Origin of the sequence: Pantoea sp. JZ2 (assembly GCF_035191405.1) — a bacterium.
GTDB lineage: Bacteria > Pseudomonadota > Gammaproteobacteria > Enterobacterales > Enterobacteriaceae > Pantoea > Pantoea stewartii.
In genome coordinates this window covers 3,250,633-3,270,369 of sequence record NZ_CP045247.1, presented here as the reverse complement: position 1 = coordinate 3,270,369, position 19,737 = coordinate 3,250,633, and the positions used below count along the sequence as shown (strand labels likewise).

At 54.3% G+C, this 19,737-nt stretch carries 22 protein-coding genes and 1 pseudogene; 13 read left to right on the top strand and 10 right to left on the bottom strand.

Features of this window, described 5'->3' with window-relative positions; translation table 11 throughout:
- Positions 1-58: 58 nt before the first annotated feature.
- Complete coding sequence (gene ybjG, locus GC087_RS15710; protein ID WP_033737669.1) at positions 59-664, bottom strand: undecaprenyl-diphosphate phosphatase; 606 nt, start codon at positions 662-664, stop codon at positions 59-61.
- Positions 665-1,030: 366 nt separating this feature from the next.
- Positions 1,031-2,719, bottom strand: a complete 1,689-nt coding sequence (locus GC087_RS15705) for an aspartate:alanine antiporter (RefSeq protein ID WP_033737775.1) — start codon at positions 2,717-2,719, stop codon at positions 1,031-1,033.
- 254 nt (positions 2,720-2,973) lie between these two features.
- On the opposite strand from GC087_RS15705, the gene ybjM reads away from it, so the two are divergent.
- Entirely contained in the window at positions 2,974-3,339 is a 366-nt protein-coding gene (gene ybjM, locus GC087_RS15700; protein WP_039341385.1) for an inner membrane protein YbjM, read from the top strand.
- A 105-nt stretch (positions 3,340-3,444) separates the two neighbouring features.
- Here ybjM and GC087_RS15695 read toward each other — a convergent pair whose 3' ends face one another.
- Positions 3,445-3,708, bottom strand: coding sequence for a GrxA family glutaredoxin (locus GC087_RS15695; RefSeq protein WP_033737667.1), 264 nt, complete (start codon positions 3,706-3,708; stop codon positions 3,445-3,447).
- Between the two features lie 236 nt (positions 3,709-3,944).
- On the opposite strand from GC087_RS15695, the gene GC087_RS15690 reads away from it, so the two are divergent.
- From GC087_RS15690 to rlmC, 10 genes are all read left to right on the top strand, one after another.
- Positions 3,945-4,199 (top strand): DUF1418 family protein, encoded by a 255-nt coding sequence (locus GC087_RS15690; protein ID WP_054687954.1) that lies wholly within the window; start codon positions 3,945-3,947, stop codon positions 4,197-4,199.
- Positions 4,200-4,215: 16 nt separating this feature from the next.
- Positions 4,216-4,938: an oxygen-insensitive NADPH nitroreductase gene (gene nfsA, locus GC087_RS15685; protein ID WP_033737665.1), complete on the top strand. Its 723-nt coding sequence runs from the start codon at positions 4,216-4,218 to the stop codon at positions 4,936-4,938.
- 22 nt (positions 4,939-4,960) lie between these two features.
- Positions 4,961-5,863, top strand: a complete 903-nt coding sequence (rimK, locus tag GC087_RS15680) for a 30S ribosomal protein S6--L-glutamate ligase (RefSeq protein WP_033737664.1) — start codon at positions 4,961-4,963, stop codon at positions 5,861-5,863.
- A gap of 86 nt (positions 5,864-5,949) precedes the next feature.
- Positions 5,950-6,429, top strand: a complete 480-nt coding sequence (locus GC087_RS15675; RefSeq protein WP_033737663.1) for a type III secretion system chaperone family protein — start codon at positions 5,950-5,952, stop codon at positions 6,427-6,429.
- A gap of 490 nt (positions 6,430-6,919) precedes the next feature.
- A complete protein-coding gene (potF, locus tag GC087_RS15670; RefSeq protein WP_058701039.1) occupies positions 6,920-8,029 on the top strand; it encodes a spermidine/putrescine ABC transporter substrate-binding protein PotF in 1,110 nt (369 codons plus the stop codon).
- Positions 8,030-8,139: 110 nt separating this feature from the next.
- Positions 8,140-9,273, top strand: coding sequence for a putrescine ABC transporter ATP-binding subunit PotG (gene potG / locus GC087_RS15665; RefSeq protein ID WP_033737661.1), 1,134 nt, complete (start codon positions 8,140-8,142; stop codon positions 9,271-9,273).
- A gap of 9 nt (positions 9,274-9,282) precedes the next feature.
- On the top strand, positions 9,283-10,245 hold the full coding sequence (potH, locus tag GC087_RS15660; RefSeq protein WP_039341374.1) for a putrescine ABC transporter permease PotH: 963 nt from the start codon (positions 9,283-9,285) through the stop codon (positions 10,243-10,245).
- Positions 10,242-11,087, top strand: a complete 846-nt coding sequence (potI, locus tag GC087_RS15655) for a putrescine ABC transporter permease PotI (protein WP_324028682.1) — start codon at positions 10,242-10,244, stop codon at positions 11,085-11,087. Before potH ends, potI begins: the two co-directional genes overlap by 4 nt.
- 73 nt (positions 11,088-11,160) lie before the next feature.
- Entirely contained in the window at positions 11,161-11,628 is a 468-nt protein-coding gene (locus GC087_RS15650; protein ID WP_033737659.1) for a YbjO family protein, read from the top strand.
- Positions 11,629-11,676: 48 nt separating this feature from the next.
- On the top strand, positions 11,677-12,822 hold the full coding sequence (gene rlmC / locus GC087_RS15645; protein WP_324028681.1) for a 23S rRNA (uracil(747)-C(5))-methyltransferase RlmC: 1,146 nt from the start codon (positions 11,677-11,679) through the stop codon (positions 12,820-12,822).
- A 60-nt stretch (positions 12,823-12,882) separates the two neighbouring features.
- Here the strand turns inward: rlmC and GC087_RS15640 are convergent, their stop codons facing one another.
- The 6 genes from GC087_RS15640 to GC087_RS15615 form a co-directional block, all read right to left on the bottom strand.
- Complete coding sequence (locus GC087_RS15640) at positions 12,883-13,614, bottom strand: arginine ABC transporter substrate-binding protein (RefSeq protein ID WP_058701038.1); 732 nt, start codon at positions 13,612-13,614, stop codon at positions 12,883-12,885.
- A 116-nt stretch (positions 13,615-13,730) separates the two neighbouring features.
- A complete protein-coding gene (artM, locus tag GC087_RS15635) occupies positions 13,731-14,399 on the bottom strand; it encodes an arginine ABC transporter permease ArtM (RefSeq protein WP_058701037.1) in 669 nt (222 codons plus the stop codon).
- Entirely contained in the window at positions 14,399-15,115 is a 717-nt protein-coding gene (gene artQ / locus GC087_RS15630; RefSeq protein ID WP_033737656.1) for an arginine ABC transporter permease ArtQ, read from the bottom strand. The genes artM and artQ overlap by 1 nt, the downstream gene beginning before the upstream one ends.
- A gap of 6 nt (positions 15,116-15,121) precedes the next feature.
- Entirely contained in the window at positions 15,122-15,853 is a 732-nt protein-coding gene (artJ, locus tag GC087_RS15625) for an arginine ABC transporter substrate-binding protein (protein ID WP_033737655.1), read from the bottom strand.
- 15 nt (positions 15,854-15,868) lie between these two features.
- Positions 15,869-16,597: an arginine ABC transporter ATP-binding protein ArtP gene (gene artP, locus GC087_RS15620; protein ID WP_110267732.1), complete on the bottom strand. Its 729-nt coding sequence runs from the start codon at positions 16,595-16,597 to the stop codon at positions 15,869-15,871.
- A gap of 222 nt (positions 16,598-16,819) precedes the next feature.
- Complete coding sequence (locus tag GC087_RS15615) at positions 16,820-17,359, bottom strand: lipoprotein (protein ID WP_058701036.1); 540 nt, start codon at positions 17,357-17,359, stop codon at positions 16,820-16,822.
- A gap of 105 nt (positions 17,360-17,464) precedes the next feature.
- On the opposite strand from GC087_RS15615, the gene GC087_RS15610 reads away from it, so the two are divergent.
- Both GC087_RS15610 and GC087_RS15605 read left to right on the top strand, forming a co-directional pair.
- Positions 17,465-17,785 (top strand): heavy metal-binding domain-containing protein, encoded by a 321-nt coding sequence (locus GC087_RS15610; RefSeq protein WP_039341355.1) that lies wholly within the window; start codon positions 17,465-17,467, stop codon positions 17,783-17,785.
- 20 nt (positions 17,786-17,805) lie between these two features.
- Entirely contained in the window at positions 17,806-18,606 is an 801-nt protein-coding gene (locus GC087_RS15605) for an N-acetylmuramoyl-L-alanine amidase (RefSeq protein ID WP_416383438.1), read from the top strand.
- Positions 18,607-18,696: 90 nt separating this feature from the next.
- Here the strand turns inward: GC087_RS15605 and ltaE are convergent.
- Positions 18,697-19,695: pseudogene (gene ltaE / locus GC087_RS15600) on the bottom strand (low-specificity L-threonine aldolase); the annotation flags it as partial.
- Positions 19,696-19,737 lie beyond the last annotated feature (42 nt).

Here is a 19,737-nt window from a genome sequence, read left to right as displayed (position 1 = left end):
GCAGGCGGCCCGTTCGGCCCTGAAATCCACGTACGTTTGCGCCGACATCAGCAAAAGATTAACTCTGCGTCCAGCCTTTACGAATCGGTAGCGCAAACAGCAGTCGGTAAGCGGGGTTAAGAACATTCAACAGGCGTTCACCATAAAGCTGCCAGGCAAGATGCGACGCCAGACAACCCAGCATACCTACCAGCAAGCCGCCCAGCATATCCATTGGCCAGTGCACGCCCAAATAAATACGTGACCAGGCGATTGCGGTACCTACGACCATCAGGATGACGCCTGACCAGAGGCGGTGCCAGAAGAGAAAGGCCAGCGCAAAAGTAAAAATGGTGGTGCCATGATCGCTCGGATACGAGTCGTCAGGTGCGTGATGAAGAAACTGATAACCGAAACCAATGGCGAAAGGCCGCGGATGCGGTAACAGTTGACCAACGCACCAGGATATCGCCAGTGCGTAAAGCAGCGCGATGCCGGTTTTCAGCACCAGCACACGCTGTGACGCAACCTGATCGCGCGGGCCCCATAACCACAACGCCACAATCAAAAGTGGCACGATGGCAATGACGTCTCTGGCAATAAACGTGGCAAGCTGCAGTAACCAATGAGGTGAGTCGGGCGTCGCGTTAATCGCCGTGAACAGGGTACGGTTTAATTCTTCCATTACGTGAACGGTTCCTCGTTTTACTGATGTTCAGATTTTCTCGATCCAAAAAAAGCCTGACAAGCAGGTCAAACCGGATGGAGTCTGTCGCATCTGCCAGCACACATTGCTAACAAATTAAGTCAGCTATCCTGAATCCAGATGCCCGGCGAGTCCATCACAAGGTTCTTAATCTGCACAGAGGTTGCAACGCGGTTTAACTTTTATGACTTTTTTGTGTTAAATAGGACGGGAGAAAAGCAGGCATAAAAAAACCCGCCGGGAAAAAGACCAGCGGGCTCCACAATTTGGGGATTTCAAAGAAAAGCAGTGGCACTTATTCAGACTGTGATCAAAATAAAAAGTTCTGGACGTCAGTAAAAAATTTTATAAGGGCAATAACGGCCAGATAATGACGATTAGCGTGCCGGCCAGCGTCAGCAGGACGTTGGCAATAGCATAGGTGCCGGCATAGCCTAAAGCCGGAATATTGCTGCGCGCGGTATCACTGATAATTTCCATGGCTGGCGCGCAGGTGCGGGCACCCATAATCGCCCCAAACAGCAGTGCCCGGTTCATGCGCAGTATATAGGCACCAAACAGGTAGCAAATCACCACCGGCAGCAGGCTGACCAGCAGGCCGCACAACAGCATCAGCGCCCCGTTACTGGAAATACCGTGATCGATTCCACTGCCTGCACTCAGGCCAACCCCTGCCATAAAAACCATCAGACCAAACTCTTTGACCATCGTCAGCGCACCCTGCGGAATATAGCCAAAGGTAGGATGGTTAGCCCGCAGGAAGCCCAGCATGATACCGGCAAATAACAGCCCGGCCGCGTTACCGATGCCAAAACTGAAGTTGCTGAACTGGAACGTGATCAGTCCTGTCATCAGGCCGATGATAAAAAAGGCGCAGAAAGCCAGTAAGTCGGTCATCTGGCTGTGAATAGCAATAAAGCCGATGCGATCGGCGACGCTTTTCACCCGGCGGGCTTCCCCGCTGACCTGCAACACATCGCCTTTGTTCAGCATAATATTGTCGTCGATAGGCATTTCTATCTGACTGCGAATGACGCGGTTTAAAAAGCAGCCGTGATCGGTCAGGTTAAGTTTGCTCAGCCGCTTGTTCACGGCATTGTGATTTTTAACCACAATCTCCTCGGTCACGATTCGCATGTCGAGCAAATCGCGATCAAAGACTTCTTTCCCGTTGCGGAAACTGGGATCCAGGCGCGCGTGCGCATCCGGGTAGCCCACCAGCGAAATGTCATCGCCCAGCTGGAGCACAGCATCGCCATCGGGGCTGGCGAGAATACCGTTGCGTCGGATACGTTCGATATAGCAGCCCGTCTGGCGATAGATGCCCAGCTCGCGCAGATTTTTACCGCCGCTCCATTCCACCAGCTCCGGGCCCACGCGATAGGCGCGAATAACGGGCAGAAAAACCTTACGCTGACTGTCGGCATCAAGACCGCGCTCACGCGCAATCTGTTGAGCACAGGTGGACAGATCCTGATGCTGCAGACGTGGTAGGTAACGTGCACCGAAAATCAGGCTGACCAGCCCCACCAGATAGGTAACCGCATAGCCCAGACTGAGTTGATCCTGCATGATGCCTAACTGCCTGGGGTCGCTAATGCTCTGACGCAGCGTATCGCCCGCGCCCACCAGGACTGGCGTCGACGTCATCGAACCCGCCAGAACACCGGCGGTGAGACCGATGTCCCAGCCGAAAAGCTTGCCAAAGCCCAGCGCCAGCAGCAGAGCACTGGCGACCATGACAATGGCCAGCATGAAATAATTTTTCCCGTCCCGAAAGAAAATAGAGAAAAAGTTAGGGCCGGCTTCAATGCCGACACAAAAAATAAACAGCATAAAGCCCAGGCTCAGGGCATCGGTATTCATCGAGAAGTGTTGCTGGCCTAATAATAACGAAACGACTAATACGCCAATGGAATTTCCGAGCTGGACGGAGCCAAAACGTAATTTTCCTAAGCATAGTCCCAACGCCAGTACGAAAAATAATAACAAAATGTCATTACTTCTTAACAATTCTGCGATGTTAACATTCAACATTTTAACTTCTTGTTTACGTGTAACGTATTGAAGAGTGGTCTGTTTTTCGCTATCTTGTCCAGACCGTAAGCGTGCCGTTACGTCATCCATAATGACTGCGCGGATAACGCGGGTAATATTCTAATCAGAAAATACTTTCTCAGCCATTGGCAACTTTCATTCGTACACAAAACGACTGTTTATTTTTATTTCCACCAGGCTCATCAAGGTCAAAAGCGATGTTTTGGCGTGTTTTAAATGAGTGGGGAGTTATGCCGCAGCGTTATTATTTTTGGGCGACCTGTCTGTCAGGAGGTCTGCTTTATTGTCTGGTGTTTATTTTTGCCCAGGATTTTTGTGCCCTGGATAAACATGCGTTGCACAGTCAGCCTGCATTGTTGCTTTTTTTACTGCCGGGTGGATTGATGGCGTTTATGCAGCACTCGGCACCGCTGAAAAGTACGTTGATCATGGCCTCTGTTGGCACCTTGCTGGCGGCGCTCTTGCTGCACGGTATTTTCGCTGTGCCGGCACGCTGGGACTATATTATGGTCTGGAGCCTGAGCGGGATGTTCTGGGCAGGATGCGGCGCATTGCTGGTCAGACTGATGAAGCTGATTGTGGCAATCAGACAGTAAGGCCGGAACGGCCTGCATCAGAGACCCGGCACTCTGCCAACGGCATCTGATGCAGGCAACGAAGAACTCACCCGTGAGGTCAGCGCGCTGACCGGGTGAGCGAAATCAGGCCACGAAGCCCAGATTCTCTTTCGTCCATGCGGCAAACTCGGTATAACCACCAATATGCTGCTCATCCAGGAAAATTTGCGGCACGGTGCTGACCGGTTTCCCCGCACTGGCCTCTAAATCCGCTTTAGTAATGCCTTCCGCCTGAATATCTACGTATTGATAGTTGAAATCATCACGCTCAGCTTGCAGTTTATCAGCCAGTTCTTTTGCGCGAACGCAGTACGGGCAGCCGGGACGACCAAAAATAACAGCAATCATCGAAAACTCCTTGCAAGGGACGTCGTGTGAGTGACACGGAATCACGTCAGAAAAGCGGCCTATGATGCCCGCTCGTTGCGCTTAAAGAAAGCAGGAATTACCTGTTAGTCTAATGCCCGTCCTCGATGAATCCGTCGCACGTCGGCAGAGCGGAACAATCCCGACACCTCTGATGTGCAAATTTGCGGATGTTAACCATAATTGGGGGGCGATTGGCCTTGAGGCAGGAGAAACGCATGCAAAACGTCGCTAAATTGCCGAAAGCACTGCTGGTGATGGAAGCGCTGGGTGGGTTACTGATTGCCAGTGCATTGCTGGTTGTGAATCACTGGTTCCCTGGCCTGCCGGGCCGCCTGGCTACACCCGGGCTGGCTACCGCGCTGTTTATCATCGGCATTCTGCTAATGTTGCCTGCCGCCTGGCTCCTGATGTGGCGCAGTGCGAAAGCGCTTGCGCCGCAGTTGTTCAACCTTTCCGACAAAAAAAGATAAATCAGCTGGAGACTTTATGACACCGACAATCGATTTACTGTGCAGCCACCGTTCAATTCGCGCGTTCACTGACCAGCCGGTAAGCGCTGAACAGCGCGAAGCGATTATTGCTGCGGCGCAATCGGCGTCCACGTCCAGCTTTTTGCAGTGCTCATCCATCATCCGTATCACCGATCCGGCCATGCGTGAGCAGCTGGTGACATTGACAGGCGGACAGACATGGGTAGGGGAAGCCGCTGAGTTTTGGGTATTTTGTGCTGACTTTAATCGTCATCTGCAAATTTGCCCCGATGCGCAGCTGGGCCGCGCAGAACAACTGCTGCTGGGCTGTGTCGATACGGCGCTGATGGCGCAAAATGCCATGGTTGCAGCAGAGTCGCTGGGGCTGGGCGGCGTTTTTATTGGTGGCATCCGTAACAATATCGCTCAGGTAACAGAACTGCTGGGGCTGCCAAAATTTGTCCTGCCGCTGTTTGGTTTTTGTCTGGGCTATCCCGAATCGGTGCCGGATGTGAAGCCGCGTATTCCCCAGGCCATGTTAGTGCATGAAAATCGCTATCAACCAGTGGATCCGGCCGTGCTGGCTGATTACGATAACCGGACGGCGATCTATTACGAACAACGCGACAGCAACCAGCGCAGCGAAACCTGGAGTCAGTTGATTCAGCGCCTGATTATTAAAGAAACGCGCCCGTTTATGCTGGACTACCTGCATCAGCAGGGCTGGGCAACACGCTAATACAACCCAAGGATTTTAATTGATGAAAATGGCTATTCTGTCGCGCGATGGATCGCTCTATTCCTGCCGCCGTTTACGTGAAGTCGCCGAACAGCGTGGTCATTTTGTACAAATCATTGATCCTCTTTCCTGCTACATGAACATCAATTCTGCCTCGCCCGGTATCCATTACCGTGGCGAGTTGCTGGGTCACTTCGATGCCGTGATTCCCCGTATCGGTACCGGAATCACCTTCTATGGCACGGCGGTGCTGCGCCAGTTTGAGATGTGCGGCAGCTATCCACTCAATGAGTCCGCTGCGGTCACGCGTGCCCGGGACAAACTGCGTTCCCTGCAACTGCTCGCCCGTGATGGCATCGACATGCCGGTGACCGGGTTCGCCTCGTCGCCCGATGATACACAGGACCTGATCGCCATGGTGGGCGGTGCGCCGCTGGTGGTAAAGCTCGTCGAGGGCACGCAGGGCATCGGCGTGGTTCTGGCGGAAACCCGCCAGGCGGCTGAAAGTGTCATCGATGCGTTTCGTGGACTGAATGCGCATATTTTGGTGCAGGAGTTTATTCAGGAAGCGCGCGGATGCGATGTACGCTGTCTGGTGATTGGCGACCGGGTCGTGGCGGCGATTGAGCGTCAGGCAAAAGAGGGCGATTTTCGTTCGAATTTGCACCGGGGCGGTAAAGCCCGCATCGTTGACATCAGTGAGCAGGAACGTCTGATGGCCGTTAAAGCGGCGGCGGTGTTGGGGCTGGATGTCGCGGGTGTAGATATTCTGCGTTCAAATCGCGGTCCACTGGTGATGGAAGTGAATGCCTCACCCGGTCTGGAAGGTATTGAAACTACAAGTGGTCTTAACATTGCAGGTATGATGATCGATCATATTGAGCGGTACGCTACCCCCGGGCACCGTCCTAAAACCGCAGGTTGACCCGCGCTTTTCAGTGGTTTTCATGGAAACTCACCACATTTTTCCGTAAGCTAAGTCGCTTATTTATCACCCCATGGGATTTTACAATGGATTCTCTTGTCGTTCCGGATATCGACCTGCTGCGTCGTTGGCTGGATCAGCAAAATATCACTTGGTTTGAATGTGATGCTTGTCAGGCGCTGCATTTGCCGCATATGCAAAACTTCGACGGGGTGTTTGACGCTAAAATCGACCTGGTAGACAACGTCATTCTGTTTTCAGCACTGGCGGAAGTGAAGCCGACGGCGTTAATTCCGCTGGTGGGTGACCTGTCGCAAATTAACGCCAGTTCGTTAACGGTGAAAGCGTTTATCGATATTCAGGATGACAATCTGCCGAAGCTGATTGTGTGCCAGTCGATGATGATCACAGCCGGATTAACCTTCGGCCAGTTTTCGCATTTCATGAAGCAGAGCGAAGAAGAAATTTCCATGGTCATCATGGAAGCCTTCGCCAACAACCTGCTGATGATGGGTGAAGATGAAGAGCATGTTGCCACCAGCAGCATGCATTCCGTTCTTCACTGATCCTCACCGCCGTGATTAAGCCGTCTGCCAGGACGGCTTTTTTATGCCTGTCACGCTGCCTGTCCCTGGCACAGGCTTTCCTGCTGCACGCGTCATAATCGTTTTTTTCCTTCAGCGTCAAATATTCTCAATGTTATCAATTGTGAAGGAGGTAGATTATTTTGTAACCGTAATGTTTTATTCTGCATTAAGCCCTTAATTGCCAGATTTATGACGTTCTTTATGCCGTAAAAGCCGAACCTCATAGCTTAAACATGCATAAAATATTACGTTCAGGCGTTTTTTACGCTGAGGTATGGTTAACCCCGAACGGGGCGGCTATGCTTGCGGTGCGGCACTAACCGCAGGAATACCGTGCTGGTATAGGTTTTTACTATTAAACGTCCACTGAATAATGATTCATTGTGTCACTGATTTTTAAATCATAAAAACGCAATGTCGGATCACTGATGTGCAGCGTTGTTATAACCCGCTCAGGAGGATTAAAAACATGTTCAACCAACGTAAAAAATGGTTGTCAGGTGTGGTTGCTGGGGTGCTGATGGCTGCTTCAGCCAGTACCATGGCGGAAGATAAAACGCTGCACGTTTATAACTGGTCGGATTATATTTCGCCCGATACCGTGCCGAACTTTGAAAAGCAGACCGGCATTAAAGTGGTTTATGACGTGTTTGATTCCAACGAAGTGCTGGAAGGCAAACTGATGGCCGGCAGCACCGGCTACGATGTGGTGGTGCCTTCGTCCAGCTTCCTGGCGCGTCAGCTGCAGTCTGGCGTGTTCCAGCCGCTGGATAAAAGCAAACTGCCCAACTATAAAAATCTTGATCCGGCGTTGATGGAGAAGGTTGCCCAGCACGATCCGGGTAATAAATATGCCATTCCGTATTTGTGGGGCACCACCGGCATCGGCTACAACGTTGAAAAAGTCAAAGCCGCACTGGGTGCGGATGCGCCGGTCAACAGCTGGGATCTGGTGCTGAAACCTGAGAACCTGGAAAAACTGAAAAGCTGTGGCGTCTCGTTCCTGGATGCACCTGAAGAAATTTTCGCGACCGTGCTGAACTACCTCGGCAAAGATCCGAACAGCAGCGATCCTAAGGATTATTCCGGTGCCGCGACCGATCTGCTGCTGAAGCTGCGTCCAAATATTCGTTACTTCCACTCGTCGCAATACATTAACGATCTGGCCAACGGCAACATCTGTGTGGCGATCGGCTGGTCCGGCGATATTCTTCAGGCAAAAAATCGCGCGGAAAAAGCGAAGAACGGCGTCAATATCGGCTACAGCGTACCGAAAGAGGGCGCGCTTGCGTTCTTCGATATGATGGCGATTCCTAAAGATGCCAAAGATGTGGATGCGGCTTACACCTGGCTGAACTACATCATGGACCCGAAAGTCATCGCTGATATCTCCAACAAAATGAATTATGCCAACGGCAATAAAGCGTCTCTGCCGCTGATTAATGCTGATATCCGCAACAATCCGGGCATTTACCCTACGCCGGATGCCATGGCCAAATTGTTCGTACTGAAGGTACAGGATCCGAAACTGGATCGTGTGCGCACGCGTGCATGGACTAAGGTTAAAAGCGGTAAGTAACGAAACGGCATGTCCTGCTACAGCAACAGAGGCGCAGTCCCGGCCTCTGTTGTGCCATTTTTAGCGGCACTGTTTGCCGCGTTGTTCCGCCTGGCTCCGGAGAGATATGAGTGAACGATGCCATCCCACGCCCGCAGACTAAAACGGCAAAAGCGTTAACGCCGTTACTGGAAATTCGTAATCTGACAAAATCCTTTGACGGCCAGCATGCCGTGGATGATGTCAGCCTGACTATTTATAAAGGCGAAATTTTTGCCCTGCTCGGCGCCTCCGGCTGCGGTAAATCGACCTTACTCCGCATGCTGGCAGGCTTTGAACAGCCCACCAGCGGGCAGATTGTACTGGATGGACACGATCTGTCGCATGTCGCGCCCTATCAGCGTCCCATTAATATGATGTTTCAGAGTTACGCGCTGTTTCCCCACATGACGGTGGAGCAGAACATTGCGTTCGGGCTGAAACAGGACAAGCTGGCTAAAGGCGAAATTACCAGCCGTGTCGAAGAAATGTTATCGCTGGTACATATGCAGGAGTTTGCTAAGCGCAAACCCCATCAACTTTCGGGCGGTCAGCGTCAGCGCGTGGCGCTGGCGCGCAGCCTGGCAAAACGGCCAAAACTGCTGCTGCTGGATGAGCCAATGGGCGCGCTCGATAAAAAGCTGCGCGATCGGATGCAACTGGAAGTGGTGGATATCCTGGAACGGGTGGGGGCAACCTGCGTGATGGTGACGCATGATCAGGAAGAAGCCATGACGATGGCGGGGCGCATCGCCATTATGAACCGGGGCAAATTTGTGCAGATCGGCGAGCCAGAGGAAATTTATGAGCATCCGACCAGCCGCTACAGCGCGGAATTTATCGGTTCGGTCAATGTGTTTGAAGGTCTGCTGCGTGAGCGTCAGGCGGATGGCCTGGTGATTGACAGCCCGGGCCTGAAACATCCGCTTAAAGTCGATTCGGATGTGTCGGTGGTCGATAACGTGCCGGTACATGTTGCGCTGCGCCCGGAAAAAGTGATGCTGTGCGAAACGGTGCCGGCGGATGGCTGTAACTTTGCCGTCGGTGAAGTGGTCCATATTGCCTACCTGGGCGATCTGTCCATTTATCATGTGCGCCTGCACAGCGGTCAGATGCTGAGCGCCCAGTTGCAAAATGAACATCGCTACCGCAAAGGGCTACCGACATGGGGCGATGAAGTCCGCCTGTGCTGGGACAGCGACAGCTGCGTGGTGTTGACGGTTTAAGGAGGCGGGATGAGCCAGATTTTTCAACGCACTAAAGCCCCTGCCAAACTGCTGGGCACGCCGCTGCAGCGCTGGGCAACGCGCGTCAAAATGCAGCACGGGCGCAAGCTGGTCATTGCCTTACCTTACATATGGCTGACGCTGTTCTTTCTGCTGCCTTTCCTGATCGTACTTAAGATCAGTTTTGCCGACATTGCGCGCGCCATTCCGCCCTATACCGAACTGGTTAACTGGGCTGACGATCAGCTGAGCCTGGTGCTCAATCTGGGCAACTATGTCACGCTCAGCGACGATCCGCTCTACATTGACGCCTATCTGCAGTCATTAAAAGTGGCCGCTATCTCGACAGTGATTTGCCTGCTGATAGGTTATCCGCTGGCGTGGGCGGTCGCGCACAGTAAGCCTTCAATGCGATCCATCCTGCTGCTGCTGGTGATTCTGCCCTCATGGACATCGTTTCTGGTGCGGGTTTATGCGTGGATGGGGCTGCTGAACAATAACGGTATTCTTAATCGTTTCCTGCTGTGGCTGGGGGTGATCGATCATCCGCTGATCATCCTGTATACCAACACGGCGGTGTACATTGGCATCGTCTACTGCTATCTGCCGTTTATGGTGCTGCCGATCTATACCGCGCTGACGCGCATTGATTATTCGCTGGTGGAAGCTTCGCTGGACCTGGGCGCGCGTCCGCTGAAAACCTTCTTTAGCGTGATTGTGCCGCTGACCAAAGGCGGCATCATTGCCGGATCCATGCTGGTGTTTATTCCGGCGGTCGGCGAGTACGTGATCCCTGAGCTGCTGGGCGGCCCGGACAGTATCATGATTGGCCGCATTCTGTGGCAGGAGTTCTTTAACAACCGTGACTGGCCGGTGGCGTCGGCACTGGCGGTGATCATCTTACTGATTTTGATTTTGCCGATTATCTGGTTCCACAAACACCAAAACCGCGAAATGGGAGAGAAGGGATGAACAATCTGCCAACGATCCGCTCTCCCTGGCGCACAGTCATCCTGGCCTGCTGCTTTTTATTTCTCTACGCGCCGATGCTGCTGCTGGTGATTTACTCCTTCAACAGCTCGCAGCTGGTGACGGTGTGGGAAGGTTTCTCCTTCCACTGGTATCAGGTGTTGTTCCAGGACGATGCCATGATCGATGCGGTGGTGCTGAGCCTGACCATCGCCGCGCTTTCTGCCACCATGGCGGTGGTGCTGGGCACCATGGCGGCGGTAATTATCGTGCGCTTTGGGCGTTTTCGTGGGCATAACGGCTTTGCCTTTATGCTGACCGCACCGCTGGTGATGCCGGATGTGATTACCGGTCTGTCGCTGTTACTGCTCTTTGTGGGGCTCGGTAATGCGCTGGGCTGGCCAACCGAACGCGGCACGCTGACCATCTGGCTGGCGCACGTGACCTTCTGTACAGCCTACGTGGCGGTGGTGATTAACTCGCGCCTGCGTGAGCTGGACCGTTCCATTGAAGAGGCGGCGATGGATCTGGGCGCGACGCCGTTGAAGGTGTTTTTCGTGATTACGGTGCCGATGATTGCACCCGCTATCGTCACCGGCTGGCTGCTGGCCTTTACCTTATCGCTGGACGATCTGGTGATTGCCAGCTTTGTCACCGGGCCGGGCGCGACAACGTTGCCGATGGCGATTTTTGCCACGGTGCGTCGTGGGGTCAATCCGGAGATTAACGCCCTGGCGTCACTCATCCTGTTTGTCGTGGGCATTGTCGGTTTTATCGCCTGGCGCGTGATGGCGCATGAAGAAAAACAGCGTTTAAGCGATATTCAGAAAGCTAAACGTGGCTGAAATGCCTGACGTTTGCCAATATAGATAAAGGCTGGTTTATCCAGCCTTTTTATCGCGTGGCGGAGTCGAGGACATGTCGGAAACCCTGAAGCACAGTTCTGTTTTACCGGATGCGCCGGTGCCCGTTACGGTGGCCGGCATCGCCATTATTGCCACGCGCTGCCTCAGCGTGCTGATGCTGGTGAACGCGCTGGGCTATACCGAAATCATCAACTTTCTCCATCGCAGTGCGCAGTCCTGGGATTCCACGTTGATTTTCATTGCCAGTCAGATCATTTTTTTATTTGAGCTGCGCTGTGCCTTTACCCTGATGCGCGGGAGCAATCGCGGGCGCTGGGGATTTGTCGTGGTGCAGATTGTGGTGTTGTGCTACATGCTGATGGCCTCCACGGGCGGGATCTATCCGGAAATTTTCAGTATTGACGGCGAAAGTAATCTGCAGATCATTCACCACACCTTGCAGCAAAAACTGCCCGACCTGGCGGTATTCCTGCTGTTGTTTCTGCCCGCCAGTAGCCGCGCATTTTTTCGCAAGCGGTGATACAATCGCGCTCCGCTCACCCTCCCGACAGGCAATACAGGCTTTACCATGCAATGCGCGCTCTATGACGCTAACCGCTGCCGCTCATGCCAGTGGCTCGAAAAACCCTATTCACAGCAGCTTGATGAAAAACAGTCTCTGCTGGCCCAACTGCTGGCTGATGTTCCGGTTGCAACCTGGCTGCCGCCGGTCGCCTCGGCCCAGGAAGGGTTTCGTAATAAAGCGAAGATGGTGGTCAGTGGAAGTGTAGAGCGGCCTGTTTTTGGCATCGTGCAGCGCAACGGCGAGGCCGTCGATCTGTCGGACTGTCCGCTTTACCCTGACCGTTTTTCACCAGTGCTGGCAACCTTAAAACCGTTTATCGCGCGCGCGGGGTTAACGCCATACAACATTGAACGCCAGCGCGGTGAGCTGAAGTATCTGCTGCTGACGGAAAGCACGCAGGGCGGCATGATGCTGCGCTTTGTTCTGCGCTCGCACACGAAGCTGGCACAACTGCGAGCTGCGCTGCCCTGGCTTCAGCAACAGCTGCCGCAACTGACGGTGATCTCCGCCAATATCCAGCCGGTTCATATGGCCATTCTGGAAGGGGAGGAGGAGATTGCGTTAACGCCGACCCAGTCGCTGGCAGAAACGTTCAATGGGGTGCCCTTGTGGATCCGCCCTCAGAGTTTTTTCCAGACCAATCCTCAGGTCGCCAGTGCGCTGTATGCCACGGCGCGCGACTGGGTCCGTGCGCTCCCGGTAACCAGCATGTGGGATCTGTTCTGCGGGGTGGGCGGATTTGGCCTGCATTGTGCGTCGCCGTCCCTGCAGCTTACCGGGATTGAAATCAGCGCCGAAGCGATTCGCTGTGCAGAACGCTCTGCCGCTATGCTGGGCCTGGATAATGTCAGTTTTGCCGCGCTGGATTCCACCGCGTTTGCATTGGGACGCGAAGCGGTGCCGCAGCTGGTGCTGGTCAATCCACCGCGTCGGGGGATTGGCCGTGAGTTGTGTGAGTATCTCCGTGCGATGGCACCGGATTATGTACTTTATTCAAGCTGTAATGCACAGACCATGGCGCAGGATATCGCCCGGCTCAGTGACTACAGGGTAACGCAGGTCCAGCTGTTTGATATGTTCCCGCACACCGCGCATTATGAGGTGCTGACGCTGTTGACGCATCAACGTCAGGGCGGGCCAGCCAGGTAAGCTGCTGAACTGAGGACAGTGCAGAACCGGTCAGCAGAGCACGCGGCTGGCCCATAAACCTTATTCAGGAAACCATTGCTGGTTGATTTTCTGCCAGGTGCCGTTGGCTTTAAGTGCCGCCAGTGCCTGGTTAAGTTTCTCACGCAGGCCGTCGTTACCTTTGCGTACCGCAATGCCTAAGCCGGTCCCAAAATAATCGGCGTCCGTCACATGCTCACCCACACTGGCCAGATCGCTGTTGGTTTTTAACCACTGATTGACCACCGCGCTGTCGCCAAACACGCCGTCAAGACGGCCGCTTTTCATATCCAGAATGGCATTCTGATAGCTGTCATAAGCCACCACCTTGATGTCCGGATGTTTGTCCTGCAGGTATTTCTGATGTGTGGTGCCGTTTTCGACGCCTACACGTTTACCGTTCAGATCACTTATCGCGCTGAATGTGCCTTTCGGAGCAATCACAATCGCCGAGTTGGCATAATAAGGCTGGGTGAAATCGACCTGTTTGCTGCGCTCGGCCGTGATGTCCATGCCGGCAATGACGGCATCATATCGGCGAAACTTCAGCGAGGGGATCAGGCTGTCAAATGCCGTATTGGTAAACGAGCATTCCGTTTTCATCTGCTGGCAAAGGGCCTTTGCCAGATCAATATCAAAGCCGACAATCTGGTTGTCGCTGTTCAGCGATTCAAAAGGGGGATAGGTAGCAGAGGTGGCGAAACGAATTTTCTCAGCGGCCTGCGCGCTTACCGCCAGGCTTACCAGTACTGCAGCAATCATCCATTTTTTCATTACAGGCTCCCTGGCCATCAGTCACATAACATACAGGGGAGTAAGATGCCAGATAATGAATTTTTATGCAATAAATGTGACTGAAAATTACTCAGGCAGGTTTCCCTGCCTGAAGATCAGTCGCGACGCTCGAAGGCCAGAGCGCGTTTTTCGATCAGGCGCATCAGAAGGGTAAGCAGGCCGTTAACGCACAGGTAAATCAGCCCCGCAGCCGCATAAACCGTGACATCGTAGGTCCGGCCATACAGTAACTGACCGTGTCCCATGACTTCCATCAGCGTAATCGTAAACGCCAGCGAGGTGCCCTTAAAGACCAACACGACTTCATTGGAGTAAGAGGAGAGTGCACGCTTAAACGCATAAGGCAGCAAAATGCGCAGGCTTTGTCTGGGCGTCATGCCCAGCGCCTCGCAGGACTGCCACTGACCGGAAGGTATCGCCCGCACCGCACCGTAAAACAGCTGCGTGGTATAGGCAGCACTGTTCAGCGACAACGCCAGCATGGCACACAACCAGGGTTGTGACAGCAGATGCCACAGCCACGGCAGTTTTTGCAGGCTGGGAAACTGACCGGGCCCGTAGTAGATCAGGAAAATCTGCACCAGCAGCGGGGTGCCGGTAAACAGGGTGATAAATCCTTTAATCAGGGGCGAAAACAGCGGTGTTTTCAGGGTCAGTGCGATGGTAAACATCAGCGACAGACACAGCGCGACCACCAGCGATGCCGCAGTCAGTGTCAGGCTGGTATGAAGCCCTTTCAACAGTTCGGGTAAATATTGCAGCATCAGCTGTTCCCCCGTTCAAAACGGGTCGTACGGTGTTCAATACGACGCAGCACTGCCTGGCTAAACAGCGTAATCACCAGGTAAATGGCCGCCGCAATCAGGAACCAGGTAAAGGGTTCCTGCGTACGCGTAGCGATGCTTTTGGTTTGCAACATCAGGTCGTTAACGCTGATAAGCGACACCAGCGCAGTGTCCTTCAGCAAGACCAGCCACTGGTTACCCAGACCGGGCAGCGCATGACGCCACATCTGCGGCATGATGAGACGGAAAAAGATCGCCGACCTCCTCATGCCCAGCGCCTGGCCCGATTCCCATTGACCGACCGGCACGGCTTTTAACGCACCGCGCAGCGTTTGTGACGCATAGGCGGCGTAAAGCATAGCCAGTGCAATCACGCCACACAGGAACGGGCTGACATCAAAATTTTCGATCTGCATCTTAACCGGTACGCTGAACAGACCGAAATGTAGCGTAAAACCGTCAGACAGCGTCAAAAGCAGTTGCGAGGCACCAAAGTAGATAAACAGCACCACCAGAATCTCTGGCAGGCCGCGAATCAGGGTGACCAGTGCGGTGCCTGCCCAAGCGAGCGGACGCAGCCGCATTGACTCCCAGCCAGCAAAAATCATCGCCAGCACAAGGCCAGCGATGAGGGCACAAACAGCAAGGCCGACGGTCATGCCGGCGGCGCTTGCAAGCGGAATTATTTCATTCATCAGAGATTACTGCTGAAACCATTTGTTGTAGATGGTTTTGTAAGTACCATTGGCCTTGATTTTATCAAGCGCGGTGTTGAACTTGCCTTGCAGCTCGGTATTGCCCTGACGAACGGCGATGCCCAGGCCGGTGCCAAAGTAGGCTTTATCCGTGACTTTCTCACCCACCGGGGCCAGATTCGCGTTTTGTTTCAGCCACTCGTTCACCACGGCGCTGTCGCCAAAGACCGCATCAATACGGCCATTTTTCAGGTCAAGCACGGCATTCTGATAGCTGTCATAAGGGACAACGGTGATGTCACTGTGTTTGTCGGCCAGGTATTTCTGATGTGTGGTGCCGTTTTGCACGCCTACACGTTTACCTTTCAGCGCATCAACACTGGCCACTTTGCCTTTCTGCGCCACGAAAATCGCGGAGTTATCGTAGTAAGGCTTGCTGAACAGCACCTGCTTTTCGCGCTCAGGCGTAATGTCCATACCGGCCATAACGGCATCGAAACGGCGGAATTTCAGGCTTGGGATCAGGCTGTCAAAAGACTGGTTGGTAAAGGTACAGGTTGCATCCATCTCTTTACACAGCGCATTCGCCAGATCGACGTCGAAGCCCTGAATTTTGTTGTTGGCATCGACAAATTCAAACGGAGGATAGGAGGCCTCGGTGGCAATACGAATAGTTTCAGCGGCGGAGGCGCTTAAACTCAATCCGGCAAGCAGTGCAGCAAGTACGACTTTTTTCATTTTTAGCATCCTGACTTAGTGCGAAAGATAATGTGCAAACGCCTCGGTTTGCGGCTGTGTAAAGCGGCTGGCATCACCCTGTTCCACGATATGCCCGTTTTCCATATAAACCACACGGCTGGCCGTTTTACGGGCCACGTCCACTTCGTGCGTCACGATAACCTGTGTAATCTGCGTCTGAGCCAGTTCGCGGATAATACTGACGATCTGGGCGGTGATTTCAGGGTCGAGCGCGGCAGTGGGTTCATCAAATAACAGCACCTGCGGCTCCATCATCAGCGCACGGGCAATGGCTACGCGTTGCTGTTGCCCGCCAGAAAGGTGCAGGGGGAAACGGTCGCTATAGCTGGTCAGGCGCAGACGATCGAGGAGCTTGTCGGCTCTGGCGCGTGCGTCGGCCTTGCTCAGGCCCAGTACACGGCAGGGGGCTTCCATCAGGTTTTGCAGCACCGTCAGGTGCGGCCAGAGATTATATTGCTGGAAGACCATCCCGACATTTTGACGAAGCTCGCGTATCGCGGCCTCTGAAGGGGTTTTGCTGAAGTCGAAATCATTACCTGCAATGTGCAACTGGCCTGAGCGTGGGCGCTCAAGCAGATTCAGCACGCGCAACAGCGAACTTTTCCCTGCGCCGCTTGGGCCAAGCAGCACCAGCGTTTCGCCCTGCGGACATTCCAGGTTAATGTCAAACAGCGCCTGGTGAGCACCGTAGAAACAATTAATCGCGTTTAGTTGAATACTCATGCGCCAATTTTGAATAGCTATTAGTTTTGCGGATTTTAACGTCACCAAAATAGTTATGCAATTAAGGTGGCTTAAAATTTACGAATAAGCGGTAAACACACAAAAGATTAGCACAAGATATCGCGAGACAAGGCGGTGAGAAGACGGGGAACCGGAGGTGGCGCGGGATAAAAACGCACGGCCTGGCAGCCGGCGTTTTTATCTGCAGATGTCAAAAAGCGTTTATTTCTTTGTTTTTTCAAGCAGCTGGCTAAGCGATCCTCCGCCAGGATGCGGGACATCTGCCACATAGCGGACATCATCGACGACCCAGCAACTGCCCTGATGAATCATCAGCACTTCGTCCTGCCACTGTTTGTCACCGCGGCTCATTTTCACGCGCAGGGGAATGTTACGGGCATCCCGGTTAGGAATCGTGGAAGCATCGGCAACGTCAACCCCGGTCGGCCCCTGAGCCAGGCTGGAGAAGAGATCGCCGTTGCGCCACGTCGCCGCATCCGGACGTTGACTGGCTTGCAGCAGCGCCTGATAAAGTCCATCGCTCAGGTAAGGGCGATACTGTGCCAGCGTCGCGGTATCAGGCAGGCCGGATGAAGGATGCTCAATACGCATGTCGTAAAAACGCTGGGCGACGGTGTCCGGGCCACCTTCCACGCAGGGGGCCATGCGCGGGCCATTATCCTTGATTACCGGCTCGACCGTCGTACAGGCACTCAGCAGCAGCGCAGCCGGGAGCAAAAGCGCAAAACCTTTGTTTCTCATCTCGATTTCCTTATTGTTCTCTGGCAAGGTGCTTTTTTAACATAGAGTATAGCCCTGCTTTTAGGTGAAAGAGCCTTTGACCCGTTTCGGTAACAGGAGAGTACGATGAAATTGTCAACAACCCCGACGCTGGAAGGACACAGCATCACGGAATACTGCGGCGTAGTCACCGGTGAAGCGATTCTGGGGGCCAATATATTCCGCGATTTTTTCGCCGGGATTCGCGATATTGTGGGCGGCCGCTCGGGCGCTTATGAGAAAGAACTGCGTAAAGCGCGCGAGATCGCGTTTAAAGAGCTGGAAGAGCAGGCCAGAGCGCTAGGGGCGAACGCGGTGGTGGGCATTGATATTGACTATGAAACCGTAGGGAAAGACAGCAGCATGCTGATGGTTAGCGTCAGCGGCACGGCGGTTGTTATTCGTTGAAACGCCTCCTGTGCTGTCTGATGGCGCTGCTGCTGGCGGGTTGCCACTCAGGCATTGAATCACGATCGGGCTACTGGGTTGATTTGCGCCATCCCGCACAGGGCGCGCGTCCGCGCGTGAAGGTGGTGGTGATTCACTATACCGCTGAGGATTTCTCCTCCTCGCTGACTACGCTGACTGACCGTGACGTCAGCGTGCATTATCTTATTCCCCGCCAGCCACCGCAGCGCAACGGTAAAGGCATTATCTGGCAACTGGTACCGGAGCAGGATCTGGCCTGGCATGCCGGCGCCAGCTTCTGGCGCGGCGCAACCCGTATTAACGACACCTCGGTGGGCATCGAACTGGTGAACAACGGCTATCGCCGGACGCCGGCCGGAGTGACGTGGCAACCGTTTCCCCCTGCGCAGATTCGCACCCTGGCGGCGCTGGTACGCGATATAACGCAGCGCTATGGCATCGCACCGGAAAATATTGTGGGCCACAGCGATATCGCGCCGCAGCGTAAGCAGGATCCCGGCCCGCTGTTTCCCTGGCAGCAACTGGCCGCTGAAGGCATTGGCGCGTGGCCCGATCCACAACGCGTGGCGTTTTATCTGGCCGGACGCGATCGTTACGCCGCTGTGCCAGCCGTAACCCTGCTGGAGTGCTTGCAGCGTTATGGTTATCAGGTAACGGAAGGAATGAGCGCGGACGAGCAACAGAAACTGATTGCCGCCTTTCAGATGCATTTTCGTTCTGCAAATATTCAGGGCTTCGCGGATGCCGAAACCCTGGCGATAGCGCAGGCCCTGCTGGAGAAATACGGCACAGCGCAATAATCCCTCGATCACGGCGCTGTGGCGAGGTCAGCGGCCTGCGTAAGGCGAGGCGGGCAGGTTCACCGCATCCGTTGCCGCATCAGGACGGTGCTGTGCCAGGAAGGCCCGCCAGTGACCGAGCACCGTTTCAAGCGCGGGACGCTCAGCATCCAGATGGGTCACAATCCGTGTTACCGGGCCCACACTCATCAGGACGTTGTGCGCATGCATCCACTGGCCCAGCGCCGTAACCTGATCGACCGGGATGCGCACGAACAGCATATTCGTCTGCTGCTCAGCGACGTCAATCCCCATCTTTCGCAGTTCCTGTCCCAGCCAGGCGGCGTTGTCGTGGTCCGTTTGCAAACGCGTAACGTTGTGTTGCAGCGCATACAGGCCCGCCGCCGCCAGAATACCGGCCTGGCGCATGCCTCCGCCCGCCATTTTGCGCCAGCGGCGTGCACGTTCGATATAGGCTGCCTCGCCGCAAAGTAGCGAGCCTACCGGCGCGCCCAGGCCCTTCGACAGACAAATGGTCAAGGTATCGCAATAGCGGGCAATGTTTTCCAGCGTGGTTTGCTGTGCGACGACCGCATTGAAAATGCGAGCACCGTCGATATGCAGCGCCAGTTTATGTGCTCGGGTAAAATGCCAGGCCTGCTCCAGGTAGGCAGCGGGTAACACTTTACCATGATGGGTATTTTCCAGGCTCAGCAGCCGGGTGCGGGCAAAATGGATGTCGTCGGGTTTAATAACGTCTGCCACGACATCCAGCGGCAAACTGCCGTCTGCTGCTGCGAGAATGGGTTGGGGCTGGATACTGCCCATCACCGCCGCGCCGCCGGCTTCATATTTATAATTGTGCGCCTGCTGGCCCACAATATACTCTTCGCCGCGTTCGCAGTGGCTGAGCAGGGCCACCAGGTTCGCCTGCGTGCCGGTAGGGAAAAACAGCGCTGCCGCTTTACCACTCAGACGTGCGGCTTCGGCTTCCAGTGCATTGACGGTGGGATCATCGCGATAGACGTCATCGCCGGTTTCAGCGGCCATCATCGCCTGTAACATCGCGCTGCCGGGACGGGTGACGGTATCACTGCGTAAATCGATCATCGGGCGCTCCTGGTCTGCGGAAAACAGGCGGGCAGAGAACCC